This window comes from Lysinibacillus sp. GW821-FHT14F06 (assembly GCF_058803665.1).
In genome coordinates this window covers 64,515-86,960 of record NZ_JBXAPF010000022.1, presented here as the reverse complement: position 1 = coordinate 86,960, position 22,446 = coordinate 64,515, and the positions used below count along the sequence as shown (strand labels likewise).

Sequence of the window (22,446 nt, the reverse complement as noted above, 5' to 3'; positions counted from 1 at the left end):
GCATCCTTTTGGTCATTCTTTGTTTGAAGATTGTCATCTAGCTCTTTGGAACGATTGACATGATGAGGATTCACCATGATAAATGGAATTCCATGTGCTTGAAGATAGGCAGCGAGATTCATCCAGTAGTGACCTGTGGGCTCGAAACCGACAAGAATTTCACTTTTTTCATGGGTAGCACGTAAAGCCAGTAATCTTTCATAAAAAGCATCGAAACCTTCTCTTGTTTGCGAGAAAGGGAACGATTTATGGAGCACGCGTCCTCTTTCATCAACCGCGCATGCATAATGTGTACGCTTGGCAATATCGATACCGATGACGAGTGTTTTTTCAGAGACTTGATTAATCTTTTGGTTCCTATTAGAATTCATAAAAGGAGTCCTCCTGTGTGATAGTGGGTCAATGGCTGTTGACACTCATGCATCATACAAGAGGGCTTTTCTGATTTCAAGCCCCTGAAAATCCTTCTAACAGGAATGCTCCTTATTGCTATTTGTCTGTACTTTAACATGGTAAAATTGGTAGTTGTAGAACCACTTTGTAGAAATTTTTAAGGTACCAATTTCAAGAGGAGGCGAAATATATTGTTATGGATACCAATTGACCGTTCTTCAGCTATACCTTTAAATCGGCAAGTCTATCAGCAAATTCGTGAAAACATTTTAAGTGGCGAACTGCAAGCAGGCGTAAGGCTTGCATCAACACGTGAGCTTTCTTCTGAGCTACACGTTTCAAGAAATGTCATATTGGAGGCCTATGATCAACTTTTAGCTGAAGGTTTTTTATTTGCACAGAGAGGTTCGGGTACATTTGTTGCAGAGGGCGCCTCTTTAACAAAAGCAGATACCCCACAAGAAATACAGGAAGTTGATCATAAACATGCAAAGAATGATATCATTAATTTTCGCTCAGGAATCCCAGCACTAGACCTCTTCCCTCGCAAAACCTGGGCAAAGCTCTCACATCAGCTATGGAGTGATAGCGAATCAACGGATTTGGGCTATGATTTACCTGAGGGTCGTCTAGAATTAAGACAAACATTGGCTCACTACTTGAAAAGAACGAGGGGAGTACAATGTCATCCAGAGCAAATTATCATAACATCTGGTGCTACACAAGCAATGACGTTAGTTTCCAGATTACTTTTATCGCCCAATGATATAGCCATAATGGAAGATCCCATTACGAATGATATTCAAACAATCTTTACATCCTCTGGTGCTACGATTTATCCCATTCCTGTTGATGAGGATGGAATGAAAACTACTTTATTGCCAGAAAACATAGAGCCAAAATTTATATTTCTCACACCCTCACACCAATTTCCGTTAGGTGGTGCATTACCAATACAGCGCAGAATTCAACTAGTCCAATATGCAAGAAAATATCATTGTTACTTGATTGAGGATGATTATGATAGTGAATTTCGCTATGAGGGCTTGCCTGTAAGCTCCTTACAAGGATTAGATCCAGAGCATGTACTTTATATTGGTTCCTTTAGTAAGATTCTCTCTCCAGCACTACGCATCGGATATATCGTTTTGCCGACACATCTTATTGAAAAATGCAGGCAGGTGAAATGGTTTACAGATTTACATACGCCCTCTTTAGAACAACTTACTCTGGCACGTTTTATAAGCGAAGGCTACTTGGAACGCCATATTGCAAAGATGAAGAAATTTTATAAAAGGCAACGTAACTTTCTTATACAATGTTTACATACAGCTTTTTCTACTAACATAAAAATACTTGGTTACTCTACAGGTATGCATTTGGTTGCCGAATTTAAGGACATTCATTTTTCTCAAGAGATATTGTTAAAAATCGAACAATTTGGAGTTAAAGTATACCCAGTGGAGGATCATACCATTGTAAAGGGAAACTATTATAATCGAATAATTATTGGCTATGGACATTTGAAGCAGGAAGAAATTGAAGAGGGTGTGGAAAGACTTTTGCGAGCACTGAATTCAACAGTAAAATAAAGCAAACATCTTTTATCAAAAAAACTTTCTAAATTTGATTGGCATCGAATTTAGAAAGTTTCTATATATTTTTACTGAATGTATTAATGACTAACATTCCACATACATTTTCACCAACCTTGCTCTTTATCCGAAAAGGTTATTAGATAAGGTAACACAAAATAATAGAAGGATGTAAAAAACCCAACAGCAAATAATAGAACAAGAAAAAGATGTAGATCAAATAATGTATGGAGCGACATTGAACAAAGAGGAAACAAATAAATGATTATTTTATTTTGGTTATCTCTAGGATTGGCATAAATTAATTTATTGCAGAAATCACATTTTTCTCGAAATGGAATGAAGGACTTTTGAAAAATTTGCTTCCTTGACATATCATTTCTACAATGAGGACACTTACTCCATCGCCTATCTCTCATACTATACGTTTCCCAAAGTATCATACATGTAATAAATAAAATGGTAAAGCAGGTTTGTACAAACCATAACGTATGCCAAAATAAAATTGCACCCATCCATAACGAACCAAGGCCAGCTAACAATAATAATGTTGACATAATCGGCCTGTTCAAAAATATAATCCATTTTCGCAATCGTTCATTTTCCTGCCATCGAGTCACAACGCGTATATTCTGTTTAAAAATATAATAAGTCATGAAGACTAGGATGCTATTCACAATGCTCCATATGATTACTGACAGCGGTAAATGAATTTCGTTCGCAGTTGTATACCTTATACTAAGAATAATCATAAAGATCGATAGTACAATAATAGTTAGTAAAACAATTACGACGTATAAATATGAACCCTTCATCCTTTCCTCTTTTTTATCCAACACTATTTTTTGAGTATCTTGTATATGAATATGCTCTTCTTTCCCCTTAATTTTTGAGATTGCACGTCACCTCCTGATAATTTTTTAAAATATCCTTATTTCTTGATTTTATGACAAAGATTTCCTTCAATTATTCAAGAAATTAATATCCATTACTACCCTGTTTTCATTATGGTGGAATTCGTATTAGTCGCTTTGCTTTCATGTTGGCTCACATTTCAGAACAATATAAAGAGCAGCCTCTTCTATATTTTACATATTTTGATTGGGAATTGTAAGGATGTAGCATTCATTATAATACACGTGTTAGAAAAAGAAATATTGAACTAAATGAAAAATAGCATTTAACAACCTTTTGATCCTTAATTTTGAGTTTATTAAAAATATCCTTTATATTTTATGATAAGTTTTAGTTTCTTTGTTCAAAAAGAAGAACTCAGCGTTAAATTAAAGAAATAAGGAGGTTACCTTATGCTTGTTACAATTCATAAACAACAAAATCATTACATCGTCAAGTTCAGCCGCTCATTACCATATCCAACGGAGACGGTTTGGGCTGTTTTAACGGAAAATGACAAGCTTCAAAAATGGATGAGTAACTTAGAAGTCATCAATCTACAGAAAAATGGTAAAATCCATTTTAATATGAATGATGGCACAGATGTCTTTTTAGAAATCCGTATAACAGACTATGCAGCAAAAGAAGTGCTTGAATTTGATTGGGGCAATGATAAGGTCAGATTTGAGCTATCCCCTACAGACAACGGTTCCGTACTCCTACTAGCAGAATCAATTGAAGAATTAACAGACCATACTCCTAAAGATTTAGCTGGTTGGCATATATGCTTGGATCTGCTGTCAGACTTATTAAATAGAACGATACATGAGAATTTTCCAATGGAAGAATGGCAAAAACAGTTTACAGAATATAAGCAGCTTGTAGCGGAAGTAGAAAAGATTTAAGCGGAGTGTTAACACAGCGGCAGCAACATGATGTTTTTTGTGCGAAAGCGTAGTGTTAACGTAGCGGCAGCAACATGATTTTGGTCACTCAGGCGTTTTCACAGGAAGTGAAGTTCTTAGCCTGAGTTCCGCTATTTCAGCGGGCATTTGTACGCTGAACTATAGAGATGGAAGTATTCTCTGAAGCAAGATAAAATTACCCTCCTAGAGCCCTATTCTCTGCTCTAGGAGGGTTTTAATTAGTGGTAAAATGCTGTTGCTATTTCAAGTGTTTTTAGTGGATCTTTTATGGAATCAAGTGTATAGACAAGGGCTTCATCCTGCCAAACAATTAAATTTCCTGTTTCATAAACATCTAAATGGGCAGAACCGTTTTGCTTTGGCACTGGAAGCATATGCGTTTCTAAAAATTGTACTGCCTGCTTTGCAAGCTTTACACCTGCTTCTGGATTGTCTGTTCGTGTATGAGTCGCTATTGCCCATCTCCCCTCATTCCAGCCAGTCCATAACGATCCAACGCCAGCATCCTGATAGCCTTTAATTTTATAGCCAAGATCGACCTCCTGACCACCACTCTTGCTAAAATTCTCAAAGGAAATCTGCTCATTGGCTTCTTTTGTACTTCCATATTGTTTCACAGTAAGTCGGGCAAGCACTGTCGCAGATTCTGGATTTTTAAGCTTAATATCATTAATAGGTAAATACTGTTCACTTTCATAAAAAATAATTTCAACTTGTTGATTCTCAGCCTTAGTCGTTGCCGTTAGGAAAGCACCTTCTGGAACAGGGAGCTTTGCTGGCAGATAAATAGGAAGCTTTGTTTTTAGCTGTTCCTTTATATTCTTTAAAGCTTCAGTCTGTGTAATGGATGCTACTGTGTTTTCGTTATTGTCATTCGTTTCAGGCTTTTCATTCTGTTTTTCAGGTGCCTGTTGATTTTCATTTTCCTGTGATGGAAGATCTTTTTCCGGTTGCGTGTTATTTTTTTCATCACTGTCAGAGCAGGCGCTGATGATAGTGAAACTAAATAGCATTAGAGCAAAAAGTAGTTTTTTCATGACATTGCCTCCTATTTTAAATGCTTTATTATTGTATTTTTCCCTGCTCGTTATCGGCTTAAACGTTTATTTTAGTTCATTAATTCGCTTCGTTAGCTCATTAAACTTTTGATCTAGCCAAGCATAATCCCTATCCTTGGTTGGTAAAAAACTCAGCTTCCCTAATATCTCTTGTCTTTCTGTTTCAAGCGTTAAACGCAGTGTCTCTTTAGCATTAACTGTTGAGAGAGAATTATCGCTCCATTTTTTCTCGATACGATGATGGTGTATCTCCCACACACTATCCGTCACCTTCTCAAGAAAATATCGATCATGTGATACTACAAGTAATGTACCCTTATATTGGGCAAGCGTTGTCTCCAGCTGTTCACGTGACGGTAAATCAAGATGATTTGTTGGCTCATCCAAAATTAGAACGTTTTTATCTTCTAAAATATACACCATCAGTTTACATTTCACCCGCTCCCCCATACTCATCTTTCCTATTGGAGATGTCCAATGGGCTGATGTAAACCCTAAATGCTTCATGAGATTTCTTACCTTACCGCGCTCTTCAAAGGTATCTTTATAAAAGAATTGCTCTGGTGTCTGCTCAAGTGGCAAATCAAATACCTCTTGTGTTAAATAGCCAATATTTGCTGCAGAAGATATCCAAATCTCCCCCTCAGCCTTCAACTGACCTAAAAGTATTTTTAATAATGTCGTTTTTCCACTGCCATTGGTTCCCGTTATAGCAATTTTATCACCAAATTTAGCAGTCAAATTGACATCCTGAAACAGCAGCCGTTCTTCAAAATGCATCTTTAAACGCTTTATCTCTAGCATTCTCTTGCCTACTCGTTGATTTGTTCCTAAGGTAAAACGTATTTCATCTTCAGGAGCAACTGCTTCAATCTTATTCTTTGCTAACTCCTTCTCTAACCTTTTTTTCTTTGACTTAATCTGTGCATCCATTCGCTTTGCTTTGACACGGTGATACTCCTTAAATCCCTCCTTCTTTGTAGATTGCGCATGTGCCTTTTGAGACCAGGATGTTAAAGCTTGCATTTGGTCTTCTATTCGTTCAATTTGTTTTTGCTGCTTTTCATATGCTCGCTGCTGAGTTAATTTGCGATGCTCTTTAGCCTCCATATAGCTTGAATAATTACCACTATGCTCAATAAGTTTTCCCTCTTCCAATGACCAAATTTTCGTTGCAATCTCATCTAAAAAATACCGATCATGGGAAACTACAATGATTGTGCCAGTATAATTTTTTACTTGCTCTATCAATATAGCCATGCTCTGCGCATCCAAATGATTTGTTGGTTCATCAAGCAAGAGTACCTGGGCGTTTTTGGAAAAGCCTTCTGCAAGCCGCATCTTCAGCTTTTCTCCACCACTTAATGTAGAGAAGGGTACATTGGGAACCAGCCATTTCGCCAGTAAATCAGCCTCATTCGTTGTAACCTCCGTCAAATCAAAATAAGCTAGTTCTTGCTCTACATAGACAACTTTTACAGAATATAGCCAGCGTAGTTGTCCTGTAGAGGGCTCTAATAAACCTGAGATCAATTGTAATAATGTGGATTTACCAGCACCATTTCTTCCGATGATGCCTATTACCTCACCTTGTTTTACGGCACCTGAAACATTGTCAAAAATCATTGTGTCGTTAATTTCATATCGTACATCCTGTAATTGCAGAATTTCCTTCATACGTATCCATTCCTCTCAATTTAGAGGGACAAAAAAATCCCTCCAATTATTTTGGAAGGATTAGTCGCAACAATATCATGCACAAATAAGCTATTAAACAGCTAACTTTGTGTCCATTACTAAAAATGCAAGGTTTCCTGAACATAGGAAAGCACAACGAAGCATCAACATTATTGACACAAACTGTAGTGATGGAAAATGGGCAGACTAATCCTATTTTTGAGTCATTGAAAAAACTTTTTCATGTACAAAAATTAAGATTAGTTATTCATTAGCCCCCCATCGTCCCTTCATTTTTCGTTACAATCATTGTAACATCATTTTTACAAAAGCCAAATATTTATACTACCTAAAACATTCAAAGGAACGTATGCTATTTCTAGTAATGGTACGGAAGCGCCAGCCATAGCGATTGCTCCATCTAAAACCAGCTACAAATTCCCGCCCTACCGCAGTTGGGAAAAACCAAAAGCTTCTTCCATTATTCATCCAAATAAACGTATTTCTAAATAGACAGGATCGGATACCACTTGAGCCTACTTGCCATGCTGGAATAGGTGGTGAAAAGCTTGGTGGTGTGCTCATTGGCATTTGACCTGCTGGCGGTGGTCCAAAATTAGGTGGTCCAAACGACGATTCAAAATTAGGTTCATTCCAACCTGGGCGTCGGAAGTTCTCTCCATATGGATTATAATACAATACAAACTCCCCCCTTTTACTTAAGTCAGTATATGAAAAAGGGCGAATAACTGTTGCACTATTGCCTAGAGGATACATTTTATCTTCATTCAGCAAATGTTTATTGTATCGAAAGCATAGCGGCAGATACAGAAGACTCCCCCCTCTACAGGTGGTGAGATGAATGCGGTTTTGTTTCCTTTTCAGTGGGTGTTCAAACACCTACTGAAATAGCGGAACTCAGTCTAAGAACGCCACGTCCTGTGGCAACGACTGAGTGACCAACATCATGTTGCTGCCGCTACGTTAGCACTACGCTTTCGCACAAAAAAACATCTGTTGGCCCAAAGCCTCCGGCGGATGTCACGGATTTTCATAGGAATGAATTGTGAAGGCACAATTCATTCCGGACGCATTGTTTATCTGTGCGAAAGCGAAGCGACAGCAACAAATGTTTTCTGTAGCGAAAGCAAAGCGGCAGCTACAATTACGCCAAGGCGAAATTGATACTCAATCTCCTAACAACCAACTAACGAATCTTGTATAATAAAAGGTAGTTTTTTCAAGGAAAGGGGAACTTATGCGAAAATTTGCTTTTATTATCACTACGATTCTATTATCCTTGGGCATTTGCATCTACTTTTTTGCGGCTAATCATGCAGCTGAATCTACCAGTATTTCTGAAAGACTAGCAGCAGTGAAGGATTACAAATATTATTTAGATAAAGGTAACAAATCCATTGGTAAAGAAATGGCTAAAGTTGACTTAGTCATAGTGGAGCCTATTGAAATGCAACAACGCTATATTGATCAGGCTAAAAGAAATGGGACATTAGTGTATGGTTATATAAATGCTATGGAAGCAGACAAATGGAATTCAGAGCTATATAATCAATTACTGGAAGAGGATTTTTATAGGGATGACCATGGAGAAAAAATGTATTTCTCAGAGTGGGATTCGTATTTAGTCGATATGACCTCTGAGCATTTTCAAGAGCTCCTGCTAAAGGAAATTAAAAAGCAAATTGTACAAAAAGAACTAGATGGTGTTTTTTTAGATACGGTTGGCAATATCAATTCCTTCTTACCTGAAAAAGAACAGCAAGTACAAAATGAAGCAATGTTATCCTTCATTAAAAAGATAAAGCAACAATATGATGGATTATCCGTTGCGCAAAATTGGGGTTTTCAAACGCTGGCTGATTATACAGCTCCATATGTCGATTTTATTATGTGGGAAGACTTTACATTTGAAGTTGTTGGGAAAGATGAATGGTCATTGGATATGATGAAGCAATTAGTCGAAATCCGAGAAAAGTTCGGCACACAGGTTATGACGATTGGATTTAGTGATGAAAAGAAAAGTCGAGCATTGGCTGAAAAATATGATTTTAAATTCTTTTTTAGTCCAGCAGGCTCTTACTACAATACATGGCAGTAAAATAACCTCCGACAATGGAGGTTATTATATGTTAGGTAAATAGGAGCTCATTACTTGCCAATCCTTGAGCTTATCCTCAAAAGATTTAATATTTTTACCAGGTATAGGGCTAGTTGAGGGCATTTTTTGATACGCACGATCACCTAAAACTACAAAACCAATATGCTTTTTAAAAACATCATAAGCCTTTGTTCCATTAAAAAGTACTAACTCAATATTAGGATAGTGCTCAAAAAGCCTTTGAAAATTATTCGGTTTTTCATTGCGAATGGCTGCATCTAAGCTTCCTTTACGTTCGCATGATGCTATTGTATCCCAAAGACCAATATGATTGCTCTTTAACAATTGTAATCTTTGTTCATAGACATCTGGAATTGCTATCTCTAATACTTCCCCAATAATCGACCAAAAGTGATTGCGTGGGTTACCATAATATTGCTGCTTCTCTAATGATTGTTTACCAGGCATTGAGCCAACAATTAGCACCTTCGTTGACAAGTCAATAACAGGCGGTAATACATTTTTTAGTTCATCTGACACGTCAATCACTCCTTTTTTTTATTGTAACGGAAAATCAGAACCAATAAGAATCTCTTTCGAATCTTTTAAATGAAGTTTGCCTGATGAATGATTTTTTATATATGTCCTTACAATTTCATAGCCAATACAATATCCAATCCATTGAGGTAGCTTTCCACCATACAAAAATTCCGCATGATGTGCTAATCCTTGACTATCCATCTGAGACAAAAAATACTTTTTCCATATTTCCAGCATCTTTTCCATCGAGTAATACTTCAACCATGGGGCTAACCATTCATCTCCATAAATTTCTTCTACTGCACATTCTGCCAAACCTTCTAAAATTAAAGAATCCAACAAGCTCACTTCGTTTAAAGATTTATTTAAATAATACAGACGACAAACATGATTGTATTCATGTGCAAATAATGCACGAAGTTCCTGTTTTTTAAGTTCCCCAACAAATAAAAAAATGGCATTAGGATAGGCTGCGCCATTTTTATTGGTCATTGTTTGTTCCAATGTTATAGGAAATATATAGATGGGTATATTGGGACCATTCCATTTTTCTTTTAAGTAGTTAAATTCTTCTTGCACAACTAGCCAAACATTTTGACCTTCTAACTTTTGAATAGCTATGTTTTCATGCGGCAAATATAGCCCCTGCTGCTGTAATTCAAATTGTATTTCTTCCAGATTTCCATTATTAAAGATCCTTATTAGACGATTACATATGATAGAGCGCTGTAATTCATAAAGATTCCGCTTAGGCATAGTCTTTTGAATCTCTATAATTTCATGTATCCACTCATTTGTTGGTATAACTGACATCCCCTCACACCTCCAACTATAGCTTATGTGTCCAATAGACAATCGGCTAATGATGGGTAAAGGCGACAGCATATATTAGTTTGTAAGGAAGCTGAAAGGAGGGATAATTGTGAATCCAGCTGATACTTATAATCTTTGCTGTCAATATCAAGGTAAACGTGTAAAAATTACAGAATCATGTGGAAAAGTACATTATGGAGAAATAACTAGGGTGGATAGAAGACAGGTATGGATTCTTCCTGATAGACGATTTGGTGGTTATGGTTTAGGTTTCTGGGGTTGGAGTTTTAGAGGAGCAGCAGCCTTCGGTGTTGGCATCGCATTTGGAACAATTGTTGGGATTGCACTTGCACCACTACTATTTTGGTAATTTAATTATATAGAAGAGAAATAAGCCATATCAAACAATTGTTGAAATGGCTTATTTCTATTATTGCACTTGCTCTTTTTGCTGTTTGCTTTCTATCAGCTCGGATATCGTGACAAATGTATAACCCTGCTTTTTCAGCACTGGCAATATTTCCTCCAGCGCTTTAATGGTTTGACTGCGATCGCCGCCTCCATCATGGAATAAAATAACATCACCGGGCTTTGATCCCTTCAGCACCTTTTGTGTAATTTTCTTTACACCTGGCTGCTTCCAATCCTGAGTATCCTGATGCCAAGACCACATAACAACTTTGTATCCATCCTTAACAGCGGCATTAATCATTGAATCATTATAGTTACCACCTACAGGACGGAATAAAGCCGGGGAAAATCCAGTTATGCTATAAATTATTTCCTTTGTCTGACGCAGTTCCTTCTGCAATTCAGCTACAGAAACTTTAAACGGATGTGAAAACGTATGATTGGCTAACTCATGTCCTTCAGAATAAGATCGTAAAACAACCTCTGGATATTTTTCTGCATTTTTTCCAATAATAAAAAAGGTAGCCTTTGCATCATACTTTGCCAATAAATCTAAAATAGCTGCTGTATACTTAGGATGTGGTCCATCGTCAAAGGTGAGGGCAATTATTTTGTCTTCTGTATTGATATCCCACACAACTTCCCCTGTCTCCTCATAGTAGGGACGACCTTTATCCGCATACGTTATGAGCTCTGTAGAACATACCGATATGATAAAAAAACAAATGCTTAAAATCATTACATATTTACGCGTCATAGCATCACCTCCCAAGTCACATTCACATTACTCCGTCAACTTACTATTTACGAATTACAATGAATTATACTTGAGAAGGATTGGCGGTTTTCCCCTTTAATTATTACTATAATCTTCTTTTAATCGCTGTTAGAATTATTATTAATCATCCTAATTTAAGTTTGTTTAACAAAAAAAGTAGACAATACTAATAAACTAATTAATTCAAGTATGAAAAAAGTTGATTCTTTTCTAAATTATTTCCCTTAAATGTATTTTATCTTGTCAGGATTCACCATATAATAGATGGCTTCAATTTGTCCATGTGCTATTTTAAATCCTATAATAGCCTGAATACTGTTATTTAATTTTAAGACTAAGCCAGCTGCTCCATTGATATTCATCATATCGAATTGATAATTACTATCCTCAAATTTACGGGTTAGAGCAAATAATAAACGAGAAACCCTTTCACGACCGTAAATAGGATGTAGTGCAGCTGTAGCTTTTCCTCCCCCATCAGCATAATAAATAACATCCTCCTTTAAAATATGAACAAGCTGCTCCATCTTCCCTTGCTGAAAAGCAGCAACAAAATCCGAAACTGTTTTTTCTATTTCTAACTTGTTTGAAACAACACAGTTTTTATTCGCTAATTCTGGCAGCCTTCTTTTAATTCTACTTAAAATTTTCCTGCAATTTATCTCATTTTTTTGTACAATATCAGCTACTGTCGAATAATCATATTCGAATACTTCACGCAAAATAAAAATAGCTCTTTCAATTGGATTTAACTCCTCAAACAACATCATAATTGCCAATGAAATACTAGTATCTTGTAGAATACTAAACAATGGATCTTCTTCATGCATTGCTAATGGTTCTGGAAGCCAAGTTCCCGTATATAGTTCTCTCTTCTTCCTTGAAGATTTTAATAAATCCAAGCAACGATTAGTCACCATTTTGCAAAGCAAGGCTTTCATATTGTCCGTATTTTTGACTTCCATTTTTCCAAGCTGAGTAAATACATCCTGTACAATGTCTTCAGCATCTGATGCACTACCAGTCATGCGATAGGCAATTGAAAATAACAGTGATTTATGCTCTTTATAAAGTACACTAATTTGCCCATTGTCCATAATTCACCCCGAATTTATTTGTGAAGACTAGCTAAATCCCATGTATAATTTCTTATTCTAGCCCCTAATTTTCCAGTGACCGTGAAATCAAGTCCCCATTTTTGAGTCCACATAAAACCACTATTTGGTCCTAAGCTAATACAGAAAAACTTTACAGGATAGGATTCATGCAATATCACTAATGGTACTCCATTAATGGCAGCCTTTAATATTTTACTTAATCTTGTTGCTTGTGGAATGGCTTCTTTACAGGTCATACCATCAGGCTGATTATTTTTATGGTCTACTATGAGAGCACAATCACCGATGGAATAGATATGAGGTTCATTTTTCACCTGATAGGAATGATTTACAATAATTTTATGTTGTTCAGTTAAAGGTAAATCCAATTTTTGAATTACCGGATTTGCCTCAACTCCAGGATTAAAAATACAAGTTTCTACAGCATAGTTTTGACCATCTGAGGTAAACAATTGACCATCTTTCCAATAGGATACCCTTGTTTTATGTTTGACCGTTACACCATGTTTATTTAGTTGATTGATTAGCTTTTCGCTTACTTTTGCTGGCGCATCTGGCAAAAGACGATCCTTTGTATCAAATAGGAGGACCTCTACTGAACTCGATTGAACTCCTACTTCCTCCAATTTTTCCTTAGACCATACGGCAATTTCAGCGGCAGTTTCAATACCTGCGATTCCACCACCTACAACAGCTATCTTAAATAAACGTTGATCTTGCTCAGATTTCCCTAATGCCTGAAATGATTTCATACCTGCTACTAAATCTTCTTTAATCTTTAAGGCGCTGTGTCCATCTTTCAAGGTAATCCCACCAATTTCTTCAGGAATCGATCGAATAATACTGCCAAATGCTAACACAAGATAATCATATGAGACATTGATAGTTTTTTCATTCTCCACCTTAATTATTAGTTGCTGTTTGTGCTTATTTAATGTTAATGCTTCTCCTCGAATAAATTCTATTCCATCCTGACAATACTCACTAAATGGCACTTTCAAATTAATATCCCTAATCGCAGCACGAACAAGTAAGACCTTTTTAAAATGATAACTATTTTTATCAATTAAAAGAACTCTTACTGATTTTCCGATTTGACCTTGGAATTCTTTTTTTAGCCCCTCTAGCAAATTTATTCCTGCGTAACCTCCACCAATAATAACTATGTTCTTCATCATAACTCCTCCTTTTCCCTTAAAACGATTACATCGCCTCCGTTGTGACATCATTTTCAACATTTCTTATCATTGATGAAATAAAATACACTATGACCTAATCGTATTTTTTATTGAAAATGTCGAACACCTTCTTAGCTCCTGCCATATGTATATAGAGAAAAGGAGTGATTTTGATGGTGACAATAGAGCCTATAATGATTAAGGGGCATTTTTTCACTGCGGTGGTTGTTCAATTACCCAAAACAACACTACTGACGGTTTCAAATAATACGGGCTATATTATGTGCGGGGCATTGGATGTCGGTTTGTTAAATGACCGCCTAGCTGATCGAAAAATTATTGCTGGGCGAGCTGTTGGTGTAAAAACAATCGATGAATTATTGACTGCTCCCCTAGAATCCGTGACCTATGAGGCACAACAGTTGGGCATTACTGAAGGAATGTCTGGTGTTGAAGCTTTATTAAAAATGATCTAAAGCTTTCATTTAAACCCCAGCGTAATTGCGTCCAGATTTTTTTGAACTCGCTTGAAAAGCTCTTCTTTAAAATCCGTAACAGGCGTTTGTATAATCGCCACCAAAAGAAGTGGAAGTATTCTGACGCTGCGCTGTCGCACAGTAAAGATCTTCTGAATCAAAATAAGCAAAGCGTCAGTGCATAGCTCAACTAGACGCTTTTTTTAACTGATGTCATATTTTTGTATAACATAGCCACGCCTTCCCTATACTTTAGGCAAAGGAGTGTGCATGATGAATAAAGATAGGAAAATACATGTCATCTTATTATTTATAGTAATGATTATTTTTCTGTGGTCTGTAATAAAGCCAGCTTCCTATTTGGATTGGCTAGCAGAGGTAAGTCCTGCCGTTGTAGCAATTATCTTTGTTACTGTCATCTATAATAAATTCCGCTTTACAACTTTTTCTTATTGTATTATCGCTTTATTATCCATTTTAACGTTTATTGGTGGTCACTATACCTATTCAGAGGTCCCTCTTTTTAATTGGATTAAAGAAGAATTCCATTTACAGCGAAATAACTATGATCGCTTTGGTCATTTCTTTAAAGGTTTAATGGCGATCGTTATAAGGGAAATATTAATAAGAAAGACACCATTAACAAAAGGGGCTTGGTTATCAGGCATTACATTTAGTATTATGCTTGCTATTGCAGCTACCTATGAAATCATTGAATGGTTAAGTACAAAAATCTCCAAAGGTAGTAAAGGATCGAAGGATTTCGTTGGAATGCAAGGCGATCGCTGGGATGCACAATGGGACATGTTTTTAGCCCTTATTGGAACACTTTTAACATTGCTGCTCTTTACCAAATTACATGATAAATTATTAAAAAACATGAAAAATAAAGAATAGCAGGCAGCATAGTTAGTATGAGCCTTTAGAAAGGTGGTTTTCGATGTATTATTCAACTAGTAGGCAGCATGTTCCTTATGCACAGCGTGTCATCATTGTGAATGGTCATGGAAGAGTAATGGCAAAGGCAAGCTATGCACAGCTTCAAGTTGAAGTAAATACGCGAGGGAAAAATGTACAGGAAGCACAGAAGGAAAATGCGATAATAATGAATCGTGTCATGCAATCTCTGTTAACACTTCAAATCCCAAGAGAACATATTCAAACAACAGGCTACACGATTTCTCCTCTTTATGATTTTGAGAATGGTAAACAAATTTTTAATGGCTACGAAGTAACCAATGCCATAACAGTAAAGGTGACTGACACAAATCAGGTTGGTGCCGTTATTGACACAGCTGTACAAAATGGTGCAAATCGTATTTCCTCCATTCAATTTAACATAGCCGATGCGGATGCCTATTACCAGCAAGCACTTACTTTAGCTCTCCATAATGCCCAACTGAAAGCTAAAACAATTGCAGAAGCGATGCATTTACCTTTACAGCTCCAGCCAATTGAAATTGTTGAGGAACATGAAGGTAGCCCCGTCCTCTATAAATCCATGGCGATGTCCGATTCAACAATAGCTACACCGATTGAACAGGGGCAAATGGCGATTAATGCAACTGTTCGAGTGAAATTTCTATATTAATGACAAGAGCTTTCTGCCTTTTTGAATTGCAGAAAGCTCCTTAAAAACAATTTAAAAATCAAATGTATTTTTCTCTAGGCAAACTATATCATCCGACGTTTTAACGATAATATCAAAATGCTGACTATATGAATGCATAAACACTTCATATTGAATACGTCGTTCCTTATGAGACTTCCTTATATAATCAATATTTGTTCCCCTTTCAAGTACATCTCGACCTGATCTTCTCATTAATTCCGTATCACCATCTGTATAAAAATAAATTTTCAAATCAAATAATTCCGGACTAATAAATGCCACACTCATTCCCTCTACAATCGTTACTTTTGCTTTTGAAGAAATTAGCTCGCTTTTCATATAATGTGTATCTATGGTCAACAAAGCTAGACCTTCTCTAACCATTTGAATATCTCTTTCCAAGGAAGGCAAATGATGCGCCGCTGGATGACAAGCCGTCATTTTAAAGTGACGATGCTCATTTTGATACGTATAGTTGATAATTGTTTGCATACGTATTTCCGAACTAACAATATAATGGTCTGTATTGATATAATTCGTTTCATCTTGATTTAGGAGATGTATAAGCCTATTGGCAAACGTAGTTTTTCCTGCTGCACCATGTCCAGAGATACCGATAACGATTGATTTATCTTCCTTTTTGACCCAAGTAACAATTTCTTGTATTAACCTATCCATTTTTCTCCTCTCGTGTCCATATATGTTCTAGTGTAACTGCATTTTCCTTAACAGTTAGCTGATAGACATCTGGATTACTTAGATTTTTCCAAAATTGAAAATCTACATCCCTTTGATAATGTTTTAATAGTAAGGTAATAATGTTTCCATGACTAACAATAATTGTATGATCAGCCTCATATCGAAAAATCTCCTCGACAACATTAACAATACGTCTCATTGCCTCTTCACTCGATTCTCCACCCTCAAATCTTATAGCCATATCTATAAAGGTTGCTTGTAGCCTTTCATACCAATCTGTTAAATTTCTAGTGCTTAAAATCCGTTCTGAAAGGCGTTCATCGACTTCAATATCGATATTTTTCCTTGCACTAAGCGGCTCTATCGTTTGAATTGCGCGTAAAAAGGGACTTGCAATAATTCGCTTGATTTCTTTGTCAGCGAAAAAATCAGCTAAAACTTCTGCTTGATGAAAACCTTTTTCTGTTAAATGAGCATCTGATGATTGCCCTTGGGCTTCACAATGCCTGATTACATAGATATGTTTCACAATCCAAACCTCCTAGAGAAAATATGGAAAACCTTCATCCATATAACTTATCATAGTTTCCAATTTTCTAGAGGATCTTTGTTACAAATTTTATACACCAAATAATGGTAAGTCTTATTCATAAGCTCCCCAATCATTTTGTCTATTTATGTAAAAATAATACTATTTTTGTAAAACATAAAGACAAATATGGTTAATTAAGGTAATATACTTGTGGGTTATAGAACGCATATATGAATTTAATACACATAAATGTGTTTATATAACAACACAAATTAGGAGGTAACATAATGACAATTCAAGAAAAATTATCATTTACAGATTTACCTGCACTAAATTCAAGCCCTGAGAGTGTAAGACAAGCTTTCACAAATAAGTTTGGTACAAAACCTGATGGCATCTCTGTCAACAGTGAAACTTATTTTAATGCTGTTAAACCTGCGATCACTGAACAATATGGACACCCTTGTTATAAAAGACTAGGTGACTTTAATTATACGAAAGGCGATGGCAAGCCACCTACGTCTGCGATCGTTGGGAGCAATGTAGCAGTAAATTATGGAGATGAAGAAGCTACGATGACCTTAGAGGTTCAAGGAAGCTGGCAAAGTGAGCAATCTTGGTCATCTGAAAGTACGACTGGTCTAACGATATCCTCCAAATTTACAATTGAAGGATTCTTTGAATCAGGAATGGAGTTTTCCGTCAGTACTACTGTTGGGGAATCAAAAACGGAGTCAGAATCAAGGACAGCGACTGCAAGTGTACAAGTGACTGTTCCTCCTAGAAGTAAAAAGAAAGTTACAATGGTTGGAACATTGAAAAAAGAATCGATGGACTTCCGTGCACCTATTTCTGTTGATGGTATGTTTGGGGCAAACTTCCCTAAACGAGTACAAGACCATTATTTCTGGTTCCTTGGTGCAAGCAGTGTATTGAATCAAACAACAGGAGAAATCACTGGTACTATTAAAAATACAGCTGTCTTTGATGTTCATACGGAAATTGGCAAAACAGAGCCATTGAGTGCAGAAGAGCTAAGCAAACTTGCTGTATTAGCTAAGTAACCCTAAATCATAGCTTGTAAAAAACGAATTAAGTTTTTTACAAGCTTTTTTAATGATCCACAACCTCTCAATTGCCAGATTAATTTATAGAAATAACACCTTCCTTGCTAATAGCCCTCACTCGATTTGATGCTTCTCCAATTTTCCACTTTGTTGAATCTCCTTTTACTTTTTTAAAGTCCTTTAAATTAATTGTAATATCGGATGATTCACTTTTAGCTATAAGCTCTAAAGATTGTGGAGCCTTTGAATAGGACAACGTAATATCTCCAGAGCCAGATTCAATAAATAACGCTTTTTCTTCATTCATTTCGTTTAATACTATTTCACCGCTCGTTGAGGTAATGTTCATCTGTGGACTAGAGACATTTGTAATGTAGCTATCGCCATTTGCAGCAGCTATTGTTAATTCCTTAAAAGCACTATCTGTAATCTTTAATTCACCATCCTGTGATGTAATCTTACCTCTTTCAGCTGATAATCCCTTAATGATAATAGTTCCTGAATTATTTAAAATTGAAATCTCTTGGGCCATAATAGTATTTATTCTTATATCTCCATAATTACTATTTAATTCAATTTTACGCAGTGTATTAGTTGGAATTGAAATCTGGATAGTACCCTTTCCTCCAATGTTAATATTTTTTAAAATACCATCATCAGTATCGAATTGATGGATGCTTATTTTATTGCCATCTTTTTTGATGTCCACTGGAGCATTTTGCTTCTTTTGCTGTTTACCATCAACAGCAATCGATAATTTTTTAGATGTAGTACCCACTAATTCTACATTCCAAGACTCATTATTTATTTCTAATACTTCAATTTGCTTTGCATCAAAGGATTGCTGGTTAGTATAGTCTTGTTGTCCACTTACCTTTAAAGCTACTACAAGAGCTATTGGAATGATTACTAATGAGGCGATAATTCCCTTTTTCACTTGGTTCCCTCTTTTCTGATGATAGAGTTTAAGTTAAATCCACTTTATCGACCTTTCGATAAGATAGATAGCCAATTAAAAATCCTAATCCACACAATAGAATTGGCACAGCCATAATTTGATATAGACTAGATGATGTCGTTCCATCAGAAACAGATGCATTAATGACAAATCCAATGAGTACAGCTGAAGTAATGGTAGAAGCGATAGATTTTTTTCGCATACCAAAGTACAAAGGTATTAAACTTACGCCAGCAGTCATAAAAGCACTCATAAAAGTAGATGGTATTGTTGCAATCATATCTTGTATGTCCGCAGGTTGTTGAAGCAAACTCATCGTCGGATTCAGAAAATAAATCAGTAAATTAATCACGAAAGTAGCACTAAGAATACTGGCAAAGCAGAAACCAAAAACGAGAGACAGCTTGGCAAGTATAATTTTTTTTCTTTTCAATGGATACGTAAACAATAATTGAACAGTCTTGTTTTTATATTCATCTATCACCAAGCGGGATAGGATTACACTTGAAAAAATAATAAATACAATTCGTATTAAAATATTTGTTAAGGACATAAATTCCGTATAGTTTAAAAACTCCCCTTCTCCTTCTCCGCCTAGAGCCATCAGAGCAACAGCTACAAAAATGCTGATAATACAAATTAATAAACCCTTTATATAACCAGACATACGATTCTTTTTCCATTCAAGTCTTAGTAATTTAAGCATGTGGATGCCCTCCATTAATTAATTGTAAGAAGTACTCTTCTAAATGGTGTTGTTGCTTGTCAAGACTATTGACAACTATACCGCTGAGAATAAGCTCTTTATTAATGTGAGATTGCGAAATATTTTGCTCAAAAATCCGAATACAATGCTCATTAACCACTTCATACTTTCGAATACCAAGCTTATTCTCAAGAACTTCAATTGCTCCCTTGAAATCATCTATTTGAATTTCAAGATAAGCCATGGTTTCTTTACGAATGTCCTTCATTTTAACTTCCTTTAATAATTTTCCATCATGAAGGATGCCAATAGTATCTGCTATCGTTTCAATTTCTGACACGATATGACTTGAAATTAAAATGGTGATACCGTACTTTTCTTTTAGTTGTATTAAAAGCTCTCGTATATCTTTAATGCCAATAGGATCAAGACCATTGATGGGTTCATCTAAAATAAGAATTTCAGGTTTTGTCACAATGGCTCGAGCAATTCCTAATCTTTGCTTCATTCCCAATGAAAATTCATGTATCTTTTTATTTTCTACACTATTCAGACCCACGATTCTTAGCGCTTCTTTTACAGCCCCCTTGTCATTAACGCCACTATATTCGCAGTGAAGCTCTAAATTTTCCTTTGCTGTCAGTCTTTCATAGAATTCCGGGTACTCAATAATGCTCCCTATTTTCTTCAAGTATTGATAAGAGGTTGTAGAGATTGGTGTATTAAAAATCTTTATTGCACCTGAGGTTGGCTTTACTAGGTTTAAAATCATTTTCATAACCGTTGTTTTCCCAGCACCATTCGGACCTAAAAAACCATAAATCTCTCCTTTTTTAATGTTCATATTGACATTCGAGACAGTTTCCGCTCCCTTATAGCTCTTACATAATTGATGTATTTGAATAACGGTTTCCATATTTCTTTCTCCTTACTGTTTTAGGATTCATTACACTAAGCTTAATAAGTGAAAGTAAAATCAAAGTAAAACCAACGGAAAATAACAGTAATTTTTTTACTAAAGAAAGGATATACAACTTAGAAGCTGTTATGATGAAATTGAAATGAGGGATACAAATGGAAGGTGTAAAAATCTTAACAGTAGATGATGAAATCGGCATTTTAAAACTTTTGGACATTACGTTAAGGAAAGAAAATTTTTCTAATATTGATACAGCCTCCACTGGTAAAGATACATTGCAGCTTATAAAGAACAATCATTACGATATTATTTTGCTCGATATTATGCTACCAGATATCAGTGGCTTTGAGCTTTGTACCGCTATCCGTAATCATACAAATACCCCTATTATTTTTGTTAGTGCTCGCTCCACAGATTTTGATAAATTAACTGGGCTAGGATTAGGCGGTGATGATTATATAACAAAGCCCTTTAATCCTTTAGAAGTGGTCGCTCGAATAAAGGCCATCCTTAGACGTCAAAAAATGTATGAAAATGCACAGCAACAACTAGAGGCAAAATTTGATTTTGGTTATTTTACACTTAACCCAGAGACTGCCACACTAATGGTTAATAATTTGCCTGTAGAATGTACCGCTAAGGAGCTTGAGCTACTACAATTCTTTTGTAAAAATCCTAATCGTATTTTTACGACCTCCCAGCTTTATGAACTTGTCTGGGGCAATGATGTATATGGGGAGGAAAAGACTGTAACCATTCATATTTCAAAGCTGCGGAAAAAGCTCGGAGATGATACGAGAAAACCAAGAATTATTGTGAATTTAAGGGGGATAGGCTATAAGTTTATCCCTCCAAAAGAGGAAGCCCTATGCGAATAAATACACGTTTTACAATACATCTTGCATTGGGTATTATGCTGTGGATGCTAGTAAGTGGGATCTGTATTCTAATAGGCATCGAAGGAATACTACCGCTCTTTAAGGAAAACGCTAGTGAGGAGTATGAAAATTTATGGGTACTATGGATTTTTGGATTTAGTACTGTCTCCTGTATAGCAGTATTTGGATGGTACTTTGGTGGTCCTCTTGGCTTTATCATGACTTGGATTCAGCAATTATTTGAGGAAAAGTATACACAGCCCAATGGACTTACTAAAATCTATAACCGTAAAGGAAAGCTTCATATGCGTTATCTACTCTATCAGGAAGTCCTTCAGCATCTACAATCCTTATCAGGCAAATTAAAAGCTGCAGAGTCAGAGCGAGAAGAAGTGGAAAAAGCAAAGCAAGAATGGATTGCAGGTATTTCACACGATTTAAAAACACCATTAACCTATATTACTGGCTACTCTACGCTATTATTAAACGATCAATACGAATGGTCTAAGGAGGAAGCACGTTCCTTTATTCAAGAAATTGCAGATAAAGGAGCGCATATGGAGGAACTGATCCAAGACTTAAGTCTCTTCATTCAACTTAATCATCCAAATCAATTACCATTACACAAAACAAATCAGGATATTGTGGAATTTACCAGAAGAGTGGTTGCTACTATAAGTAATAATCCACAGGCAAACGACTATATTTTGCATTTTCAAACAGATACACCCGCTATACAGGCTGAAATTGATGCTAAATTCATGCAAAGGATTCTACAAAATGTTCTTATGAATTCTATTATCCACAATCCTCCTAACACAAATATTTATACACATATTTTTGATCACCCTGAATATGTAGATATCCACATTGTGGATAACGGTGTAGGTATGCCTCCACAAATGGTCGAAAATATTTTTCAACAATATTATCGTGGAACGACAACCGAATCTTCCTCTGAAGGCACTGGGCTTGGCATGGCAATCGTTCATAAGCTCGTCCAAGCACATAATGGAACTATTGCTATAGAAAGTCGGCCCTCAGCAGGAACAACCTTTCAAATTACCTTACCTAAAAAATAATAAGTCCACCTCTTGTC

The 22,446-nt window shown here is 36.0% G+C and carries 25 protein-coding genes; 11 read left to right on the top strand and 14 right to left on the bottom strand.

The window, feature by feature from the left end; genetic code table 11:
* The coding region (locus AC1RNS_RS18270) for an IS110 family transposase (protein ID WP_492994720.1) at window positions 1-371 on the bottom strand (371 nt) is incomplete at its 3' end.
* A 213-nt stretch (window positions 372-584) separates the two neighbouring features.
* Between AC1RNS_RS18270 and pdxR the strand changes: the two genes are divergently transcribed.
* On the top strand, window positions 585-1,985 hold the full coding sequence (gene pdxR, locus AC1RNS_RS18265) for a MocR-like pyridoxine biosynthesis transcription factor PdxR (protein ID WP_492994719.1): 1,401 nt from the start codon (window positions 585-587) through the stop codon (window positions 1,983-1,985).
* Window positions 1,986-3,295: 1,310 nt separating this feature from the next.
* The gene (locus AC1RNS_RS18260; RefSeq protein WP_492994717.1) at window positions 3,296-3,787 is read left to right on the top strand and encodes an SRPBCC family protein; all 492 of its coding nucleotides are present in this window, start codon (window positions 3,296-3,298) and stop codon (window positions 3,785-3,787) included.
* Window positions 3,788-4,026: 239 nt separating this feature from the next.
* Here AC1RNS_RS18260 and AC1RNS_RS18255 read toward each other — a convergent pair whose 3' ends face one another.
* The 3 genes from AC1RNS_RS18255 to AC1RNS_RS18245 form a co-directional block, all read right to left on the bottom strand.
* Window positions 4,027-4,845: a hypothetical protein gene (locus AC1RNS_RS18255; RefSeq protein ID WP_492994716.1), complete on the bottom strand. Its 819-nt coding sequence runs from the start codon at window positions 4,843-4,845 to the stop codon at window positions 4,027-4,029.
* Between the two features lie 66 nt (window positions 4,846-4,911).
* Window positions 4,912-6,543 (bottom strand): ribosomal protection-like ABC-F family protein, encoded by a 1,632-nt coding sequence (gene abc-f, locus AC1RNS_RS18250; RefSeq protein WP_492994715.1) that lies wholly within the window; start codon window positions 6,541-6,543, stop codon window positions 4,912-4,914.
* A 345-nt stretch (window positions 6,544-6,888) separates the two neighbouring features.
* Window positions 6,889-7,242 carry a hypothetical protein gene (locus tag AC1RNS_RS18245; RefSeq protein WP_492994714.1) on the bottom strand — a complete coding sequence of 118 codons (354 nt, stop codon included), beginning with the start codon at window positions 7,240-7,242 and terminating at the stop codon, window positions 6,889-6,891.
* A gap of 367 nt (window positions 7,243-7,609) precedes the next feature.
* On the opposite strand from AC1RNS_RS18245, the gene AC1RNS_RS18240 reads away from it, so the two are divergent.
* Both AC1RNS_RS18240 and AC1RNS_RS18235 read left to right on the top strand, forming a co-directional pair.
* Window positions 7,610-7,768, top strand: a complete 159-nt coding sequence (locus tag AC1RNS_RS18240) for a hypothetical protein (protein WP_492994712.1) — start codon at window positions 7,610-7,612, stop codon at window positions 7,766-7,768.
* Between the two features lie 33 nt (window positions 7,769-7,801).
* Entirely contained in the window at window positions 7,802-8,662 is an 861-nt protein-coding gene (locus AC1RNS_RS18235; protein ID WP_492994710.1) for an endo alpha-1,4 polygalactosaminidase, read from the top strand.
* Between the two features lie 24 nt (window positions 8,663-8,686).
* Here AC1RNS_RS18235 and AC1RNS_RS18230 read toward each other — a convergent pair whose 3' ends face one another.
* Together AC1RNS_RS18230 and AC1RNS_RS18225 are read right to left on the bottom strand one after the other, a co-directional pair.
* Window positions 8,687-9,202: a DNA-deoxyinosine glycosylase gene (locus tag AC1RNS_RS18230; protein WP_492994709.1), complete on the bottom strand. Its 516-nt coding sequence runs from the start codon at window positions 9,200-9,202 to the stop codon at window positions 8,687-8,689.
* 18 nt (window positions 9,203-9,220) lie between these two features.
* Window positions 9,221-10,015 carry a DUF2268 domain-containing putative Zn-dependent protease gene (locus tag AC1RNS_RS18225; protein WP_492994707.1) on the bottom strand — a complete coding sequence of 265 codons (795 nt, stop codon included), beginning with the start codon at window positions 10,013-10,015 and terminating at the stop codon, window positions 9,221-9,223.
* 109 nt (window positions 10,016-10,124) lie between these two features.
* Here AC1RNS_RS18225 and AC1RNS_RS18220 point away from each other — a divergent pair, with 109 nt between their 5' ends.
* On the top strand, window positions 10,125-10,385 hold the full coding sequence (locus tag AC1RNS_RS18220; RefSeq protein ID WP_492994706.1) for a hypothetical protein: 261 nt from the start codon (window positions 10,125-10,127) through the stop codon (window positions 10,383-10,385).
* 60 nt (window positions 10,386-10,445) lie between these two features.
* Here the strand turns inward: AC1RNS_RS18220 and AC1RNS_RS18215 are convergent, their stop codons facing one another.
* The 3 genes from AC1RNS_RS18215 to AC1RNS_RS18205 all read right to left on the bottom strand — a co-directional run bounded on the left by AC1RNS_RS18215 (window position 10,446) and on the right by AC1RNS_RS18205 (window position 13,497).
* A complete protein-coding gene (locus tag AC1RNS_RS18215) occupies window positions 10,446-11,183 on the bottom strand; it encodes a polysaccharide deacetylase family protein (RefSeq protein ID WP_492445840.1) in 738 nt (245 codons plus the stop codon).
* A gap of 245 nt (window positions 11,184-11,428) precedes the next feature.
* Complete coding sequence (locus tag AC1RNS_RS18210; RefSeq protein WP_492994704.1) at window positions 11,429-12,301, bottom strand: RNA polymerase sigma-70 factor; 873 nt, start codon at window positions 12,299-12,301, stop codon at window positions 11,429-11,431.
* 14 nt (window positions 12,302-12,315) lie between these two features.
* On the bottom strand, window positions 12,316-13,497 hold the full coding sequence (locus tag AC1RNS_RS18205; protein WP_492994702.1) for an NAD(P)/FAD-dependent oxidoreductase: 1,182 nt from the start codon (window positions 13,495-13,497) through the stop codon (window positions 12,316-12,318).
* Between the two features lie 176 nt (window positions 13,498-13,673).
* Here AC1RNS_RS18205 and AC1RNS_RS18200 point away from each other — a divergent pair, with 176 nt between their 5' ends.
* From AC1RNS_RS18200 to AC1RNS_RS18190, 3 genes are all read left to right on the top strand, one after another.
* Window positions 13,674-13,976: a YunC family protein gene (locus AC1RNS_RS18200; protein ID WP_492994701.1), complete on the top strand. Its 303-nt coding sequence runs from the start codon at window positions 13,674-13,676 to the stop codon at window positions 13,974-13,976.
* 273 nt (window positions 13,977-14,249) lie between these two features.
* Window positions 14,250-14,873 (top strand): DUF2238 domain-containing protein, encoded by a 624-nt coding sequence (locus AC1RNS_RS18195; protein WP_492994699.1) that lies wholly within the window; start codon window positions 14,250-14,252, stop codon window positions 14,871-14,873.
* Window positions 14,874-14,916: 43 nt separating this feature from the next.
* Window positions 14,917-15,567, top strand: coding sequence for an SIMPL domain-containing protein (locus AC1RNS_RS18190; RefSeq protein WP_492994698.1), 651 nt, complete (start codon window positions 14,917-14,919; stop codon window positions 15,565-15,567).
* 51 nt (window positions 15,568-15,618) lie between these two features.
* On the opposite strand, the gene AC1RNS_RS18185 is transcribed toward AC1RNS_RS18190, so the two are convergent.
* Together AC1RNS_RS18185 and AC1RNS_RS18180 are read right to left on the bottom strand one after the other, a co-directional pair.
* Complete coding sequence (locus tag AC1RNS_RS18185; protein WP_492994696.1) at window positions 15,619-16,266, bottom strand: uridine kinase family protein; 648 nt, start codon at window positions 16,264-16,266, stop codon at window positions 15,619-15,621.
* Window positions 16,259-16,816, bottom strand: coding sequence for a histidine phosphatase family protein (locus AC1RNS_RS18180; protein ID WP_492994694.1), 558 nt, complete (start codon window positions 16,814-16,816; stop codon window positions 16,259-16,261). Before AC1RNS_RS18180 ends, AC1RNS_RS18185 begins: the two co-directional genes overlap by 8 nt.
* Before the next feature lie 290 nt (window positions 16,817-17,106).
* Here AC1RNS_RS18180 and AC1RNS_RS18175 point away from each other — a divergent pair, with 290 nt between their 5' ends.
* Window positions 17,107-17,883, top strand: coding sequence for a hydralysin-2 (locus AC1RNS_RS18175; RefSeq protein WP_492994693.1), 777 nt, complete (start codon window positions 17,107-17,109; stop codon window positions 17,881-17,883).
* Window positions 17,884-17,962: 79 nt separating this feature from the next.
* Here AC1RNS_RS18175 and AC1RNS_RS18170 read toward each other — a convergent pair whose 3' ends face one another.
* Genes AC1RNS_RS18170 through AC1RNS_RS18160 form a run of 3 tightly spaced genes read right to left on the bottom strand, consistent with a single transcriptional unit; the run spans window position 17,963 to window position 20,466 of the window.
* Window positions 17,963-18,823 (bottom strand): DUF4097 family beta strand repeat-containing protein, encoded by an 861-nt coding sequence (locus tag AC1RNS_RS18170; RefSeq protein WP_492994692.1) that lies wholly within the window; start codon window positions 18,821-18,823, stop codon window positions 17,963-17,965.
* A 28-nt stretch (window positions 18,824-18,851) separates the two neighbouring features.
* Entirely contained in the window at window positions 18,852-19,550 is a 699-nt protein-coding gene (locus tag AC1RNS_RS18165) for an ABC transporter permease (protein WP_492994690.1), read from the bottom strand.
* A complete protein-coding gene (locus tag AC1RNS_RS18160; protein ID WP_492994688.1) occupies window positions 19,543-20,466 on the bottom strand; it encodes an ABC transporter ATP-binding protein in 924 nt (307 codons plus the stop codon). Before AC1RNS_RS18160 ends, AC1RNS_RS18165 begins: the two co-directional genes overlap by 8 nt.
* 158 nt (window positions 20,467-20,624) lie before the next feature.
* Between AC1RNS_RS18160 and AC1RNS_RS18155 the strand changes: the two genes are divergently transcribed.
* Both AC1RNS_RS18155 and AC1RNS_RS18150 read left to right on the top strand, forming a co-directional pair.
* A complete protein-coding gene (locus tag AC1RNS_RS18155) occupies window positions 20,625-21,347 on the top strand; it encodes a response regulator transcription factor (RefSeq protein ID WP_492994687.1) in 723 nt (240 codons plus the stop codon).
* A complete protein-coding gene (locus AC1RNS_RS18150; RefSeq protein ID WP_492994686.1) occupies window positions 21,338-22,429 on the top strand; it encodes a sensor histidine kinase in 1,092 nt (363 codons plus the stop codon). Before AC1RNS_RS18155 ends, AC1RNS_RS18150 begins: the two co-directional genes overlap by 10 nt.
* Window positions 22,430-22,446: the final 17 nt, after the last annotated feature.

Bases quoted from the DNA above. Each gene is read 5' to 3' on its own strand.
- AC1RNS_RS18260 (WP_492994717.1), top strand. From the start codon at position 3,296: ATGCTTGTTACAATTCATAAACAACAAAATCATTACATCGTCAAGTTC.
- AC1RNS_RS18255 (WP_492994716.1), bottom strand. From the start codon at position 4,845: ATGAAAAAACTACTTTTTGCTCTAATGCTATTTAGTTTCACTATCATC.
- abc-f (WP_492994715.1), bottom strand. From the start codon at position 6,543: ATGAAGGAAATTCTGCAATTACAGGATGTACGATATGAAATTAACGAC.
- AC1RNS_RS18235 (WP_492994710.1), top strand. From the start codon at position 7,802: ATGCGAAAATTTGCTTTTATTATCACTACGATTCTATTATCCTTGGGC.
- AC1RNS_RS18225 (WP_492994707.1), bottom strand. From the start codon at position 10,015: ATGTCAGTTATACCAACAAATGAGTGGATACATGAAATTATAGAGATT.
- AC1RNS_RS18215 (WP_492445840.1), bottom strand. From the start codon at position 11,183: ATGACGCGTAAATATGTAATGATTTTAAGCATTTGTTTTTTTATCATA.
- AC1RNS_RS18210 (WP_492994704.1), bottom strand. From the start codon at position 12,301: ATGGACAATGGGCAAATTAGTGTACTTTATAAAGAGCATAAATCACTG.
- AC1RNS_RS18205 (WP_492994702.1), bottom strand. From the start codon at position 13,497: ATGAAGAACATAGTTATTATTGGTGGAGGTTACGCAGGAATAAATTTG.
- AC1RNS_RS18200 (WP_492994701.1), top strand. From the start codon at position 13,674: ATGGTGACAATAGAGCCTATAATGATTAAGGGGCATTTTTTCACTGCG.
- AC1RNS_RS18195 (WP_492994699.1), top strand. From the start codon at position 14,250: ATGAATAAAGATAGGAAAATACATGTCATCTTATTATTTATAGTAATG.
- AC1RNS_RS18190 (WP_492994698.1), top strand. From the start codon at position 14,917: ATGTATTATTCAACTAGTAGGCAGCATGTTCCTTATGCACAGCGTGTC.
- AC1RNS_RS18185 (WP_492994696.1), bottom strand. From the start codon at position 16,266: ATGGATAGGTTAATACAAGAAATTGTTACTTGGGTCAAAAAGGAAGAT.
- AC1RNS_RS18175 (WP_492994693.1), top strand. From the start codon at position 17,107: ATGACAATTCAAGAAAAATTATCATTTACAGATTTACCTGCACTAAAT.
- AC1RNS_RS18165 (WP_492994690.1), bottom strand. From the start codon at position 19,550: ATGCTTAAATTACTAAGACTTGAATGGAAAAAGAATCGTATGTCTGGT.
- AC1RNS_RS18160 (WP_492994688.1), bottom strand. From the start codon at position 20,466: ATGGAAACCGTTATTCAAATACATCAATTATGTAAGAGCTATAAGGGA.
- AC1RNS_RS18155 (WP_492994687.1), top strand. From the start codon at position 20,625: ATGGAAGGTGTAAAAATCTTAACAGTAGATGATGAAATCGGCATTTTA.
- AC1RNS_RS18150 (WP_492994686.1), top strand. From the start codon at position 21,338: ATGCGAATAAATACACGTTTTACAATACATCTTGCATTGGGTATTATG.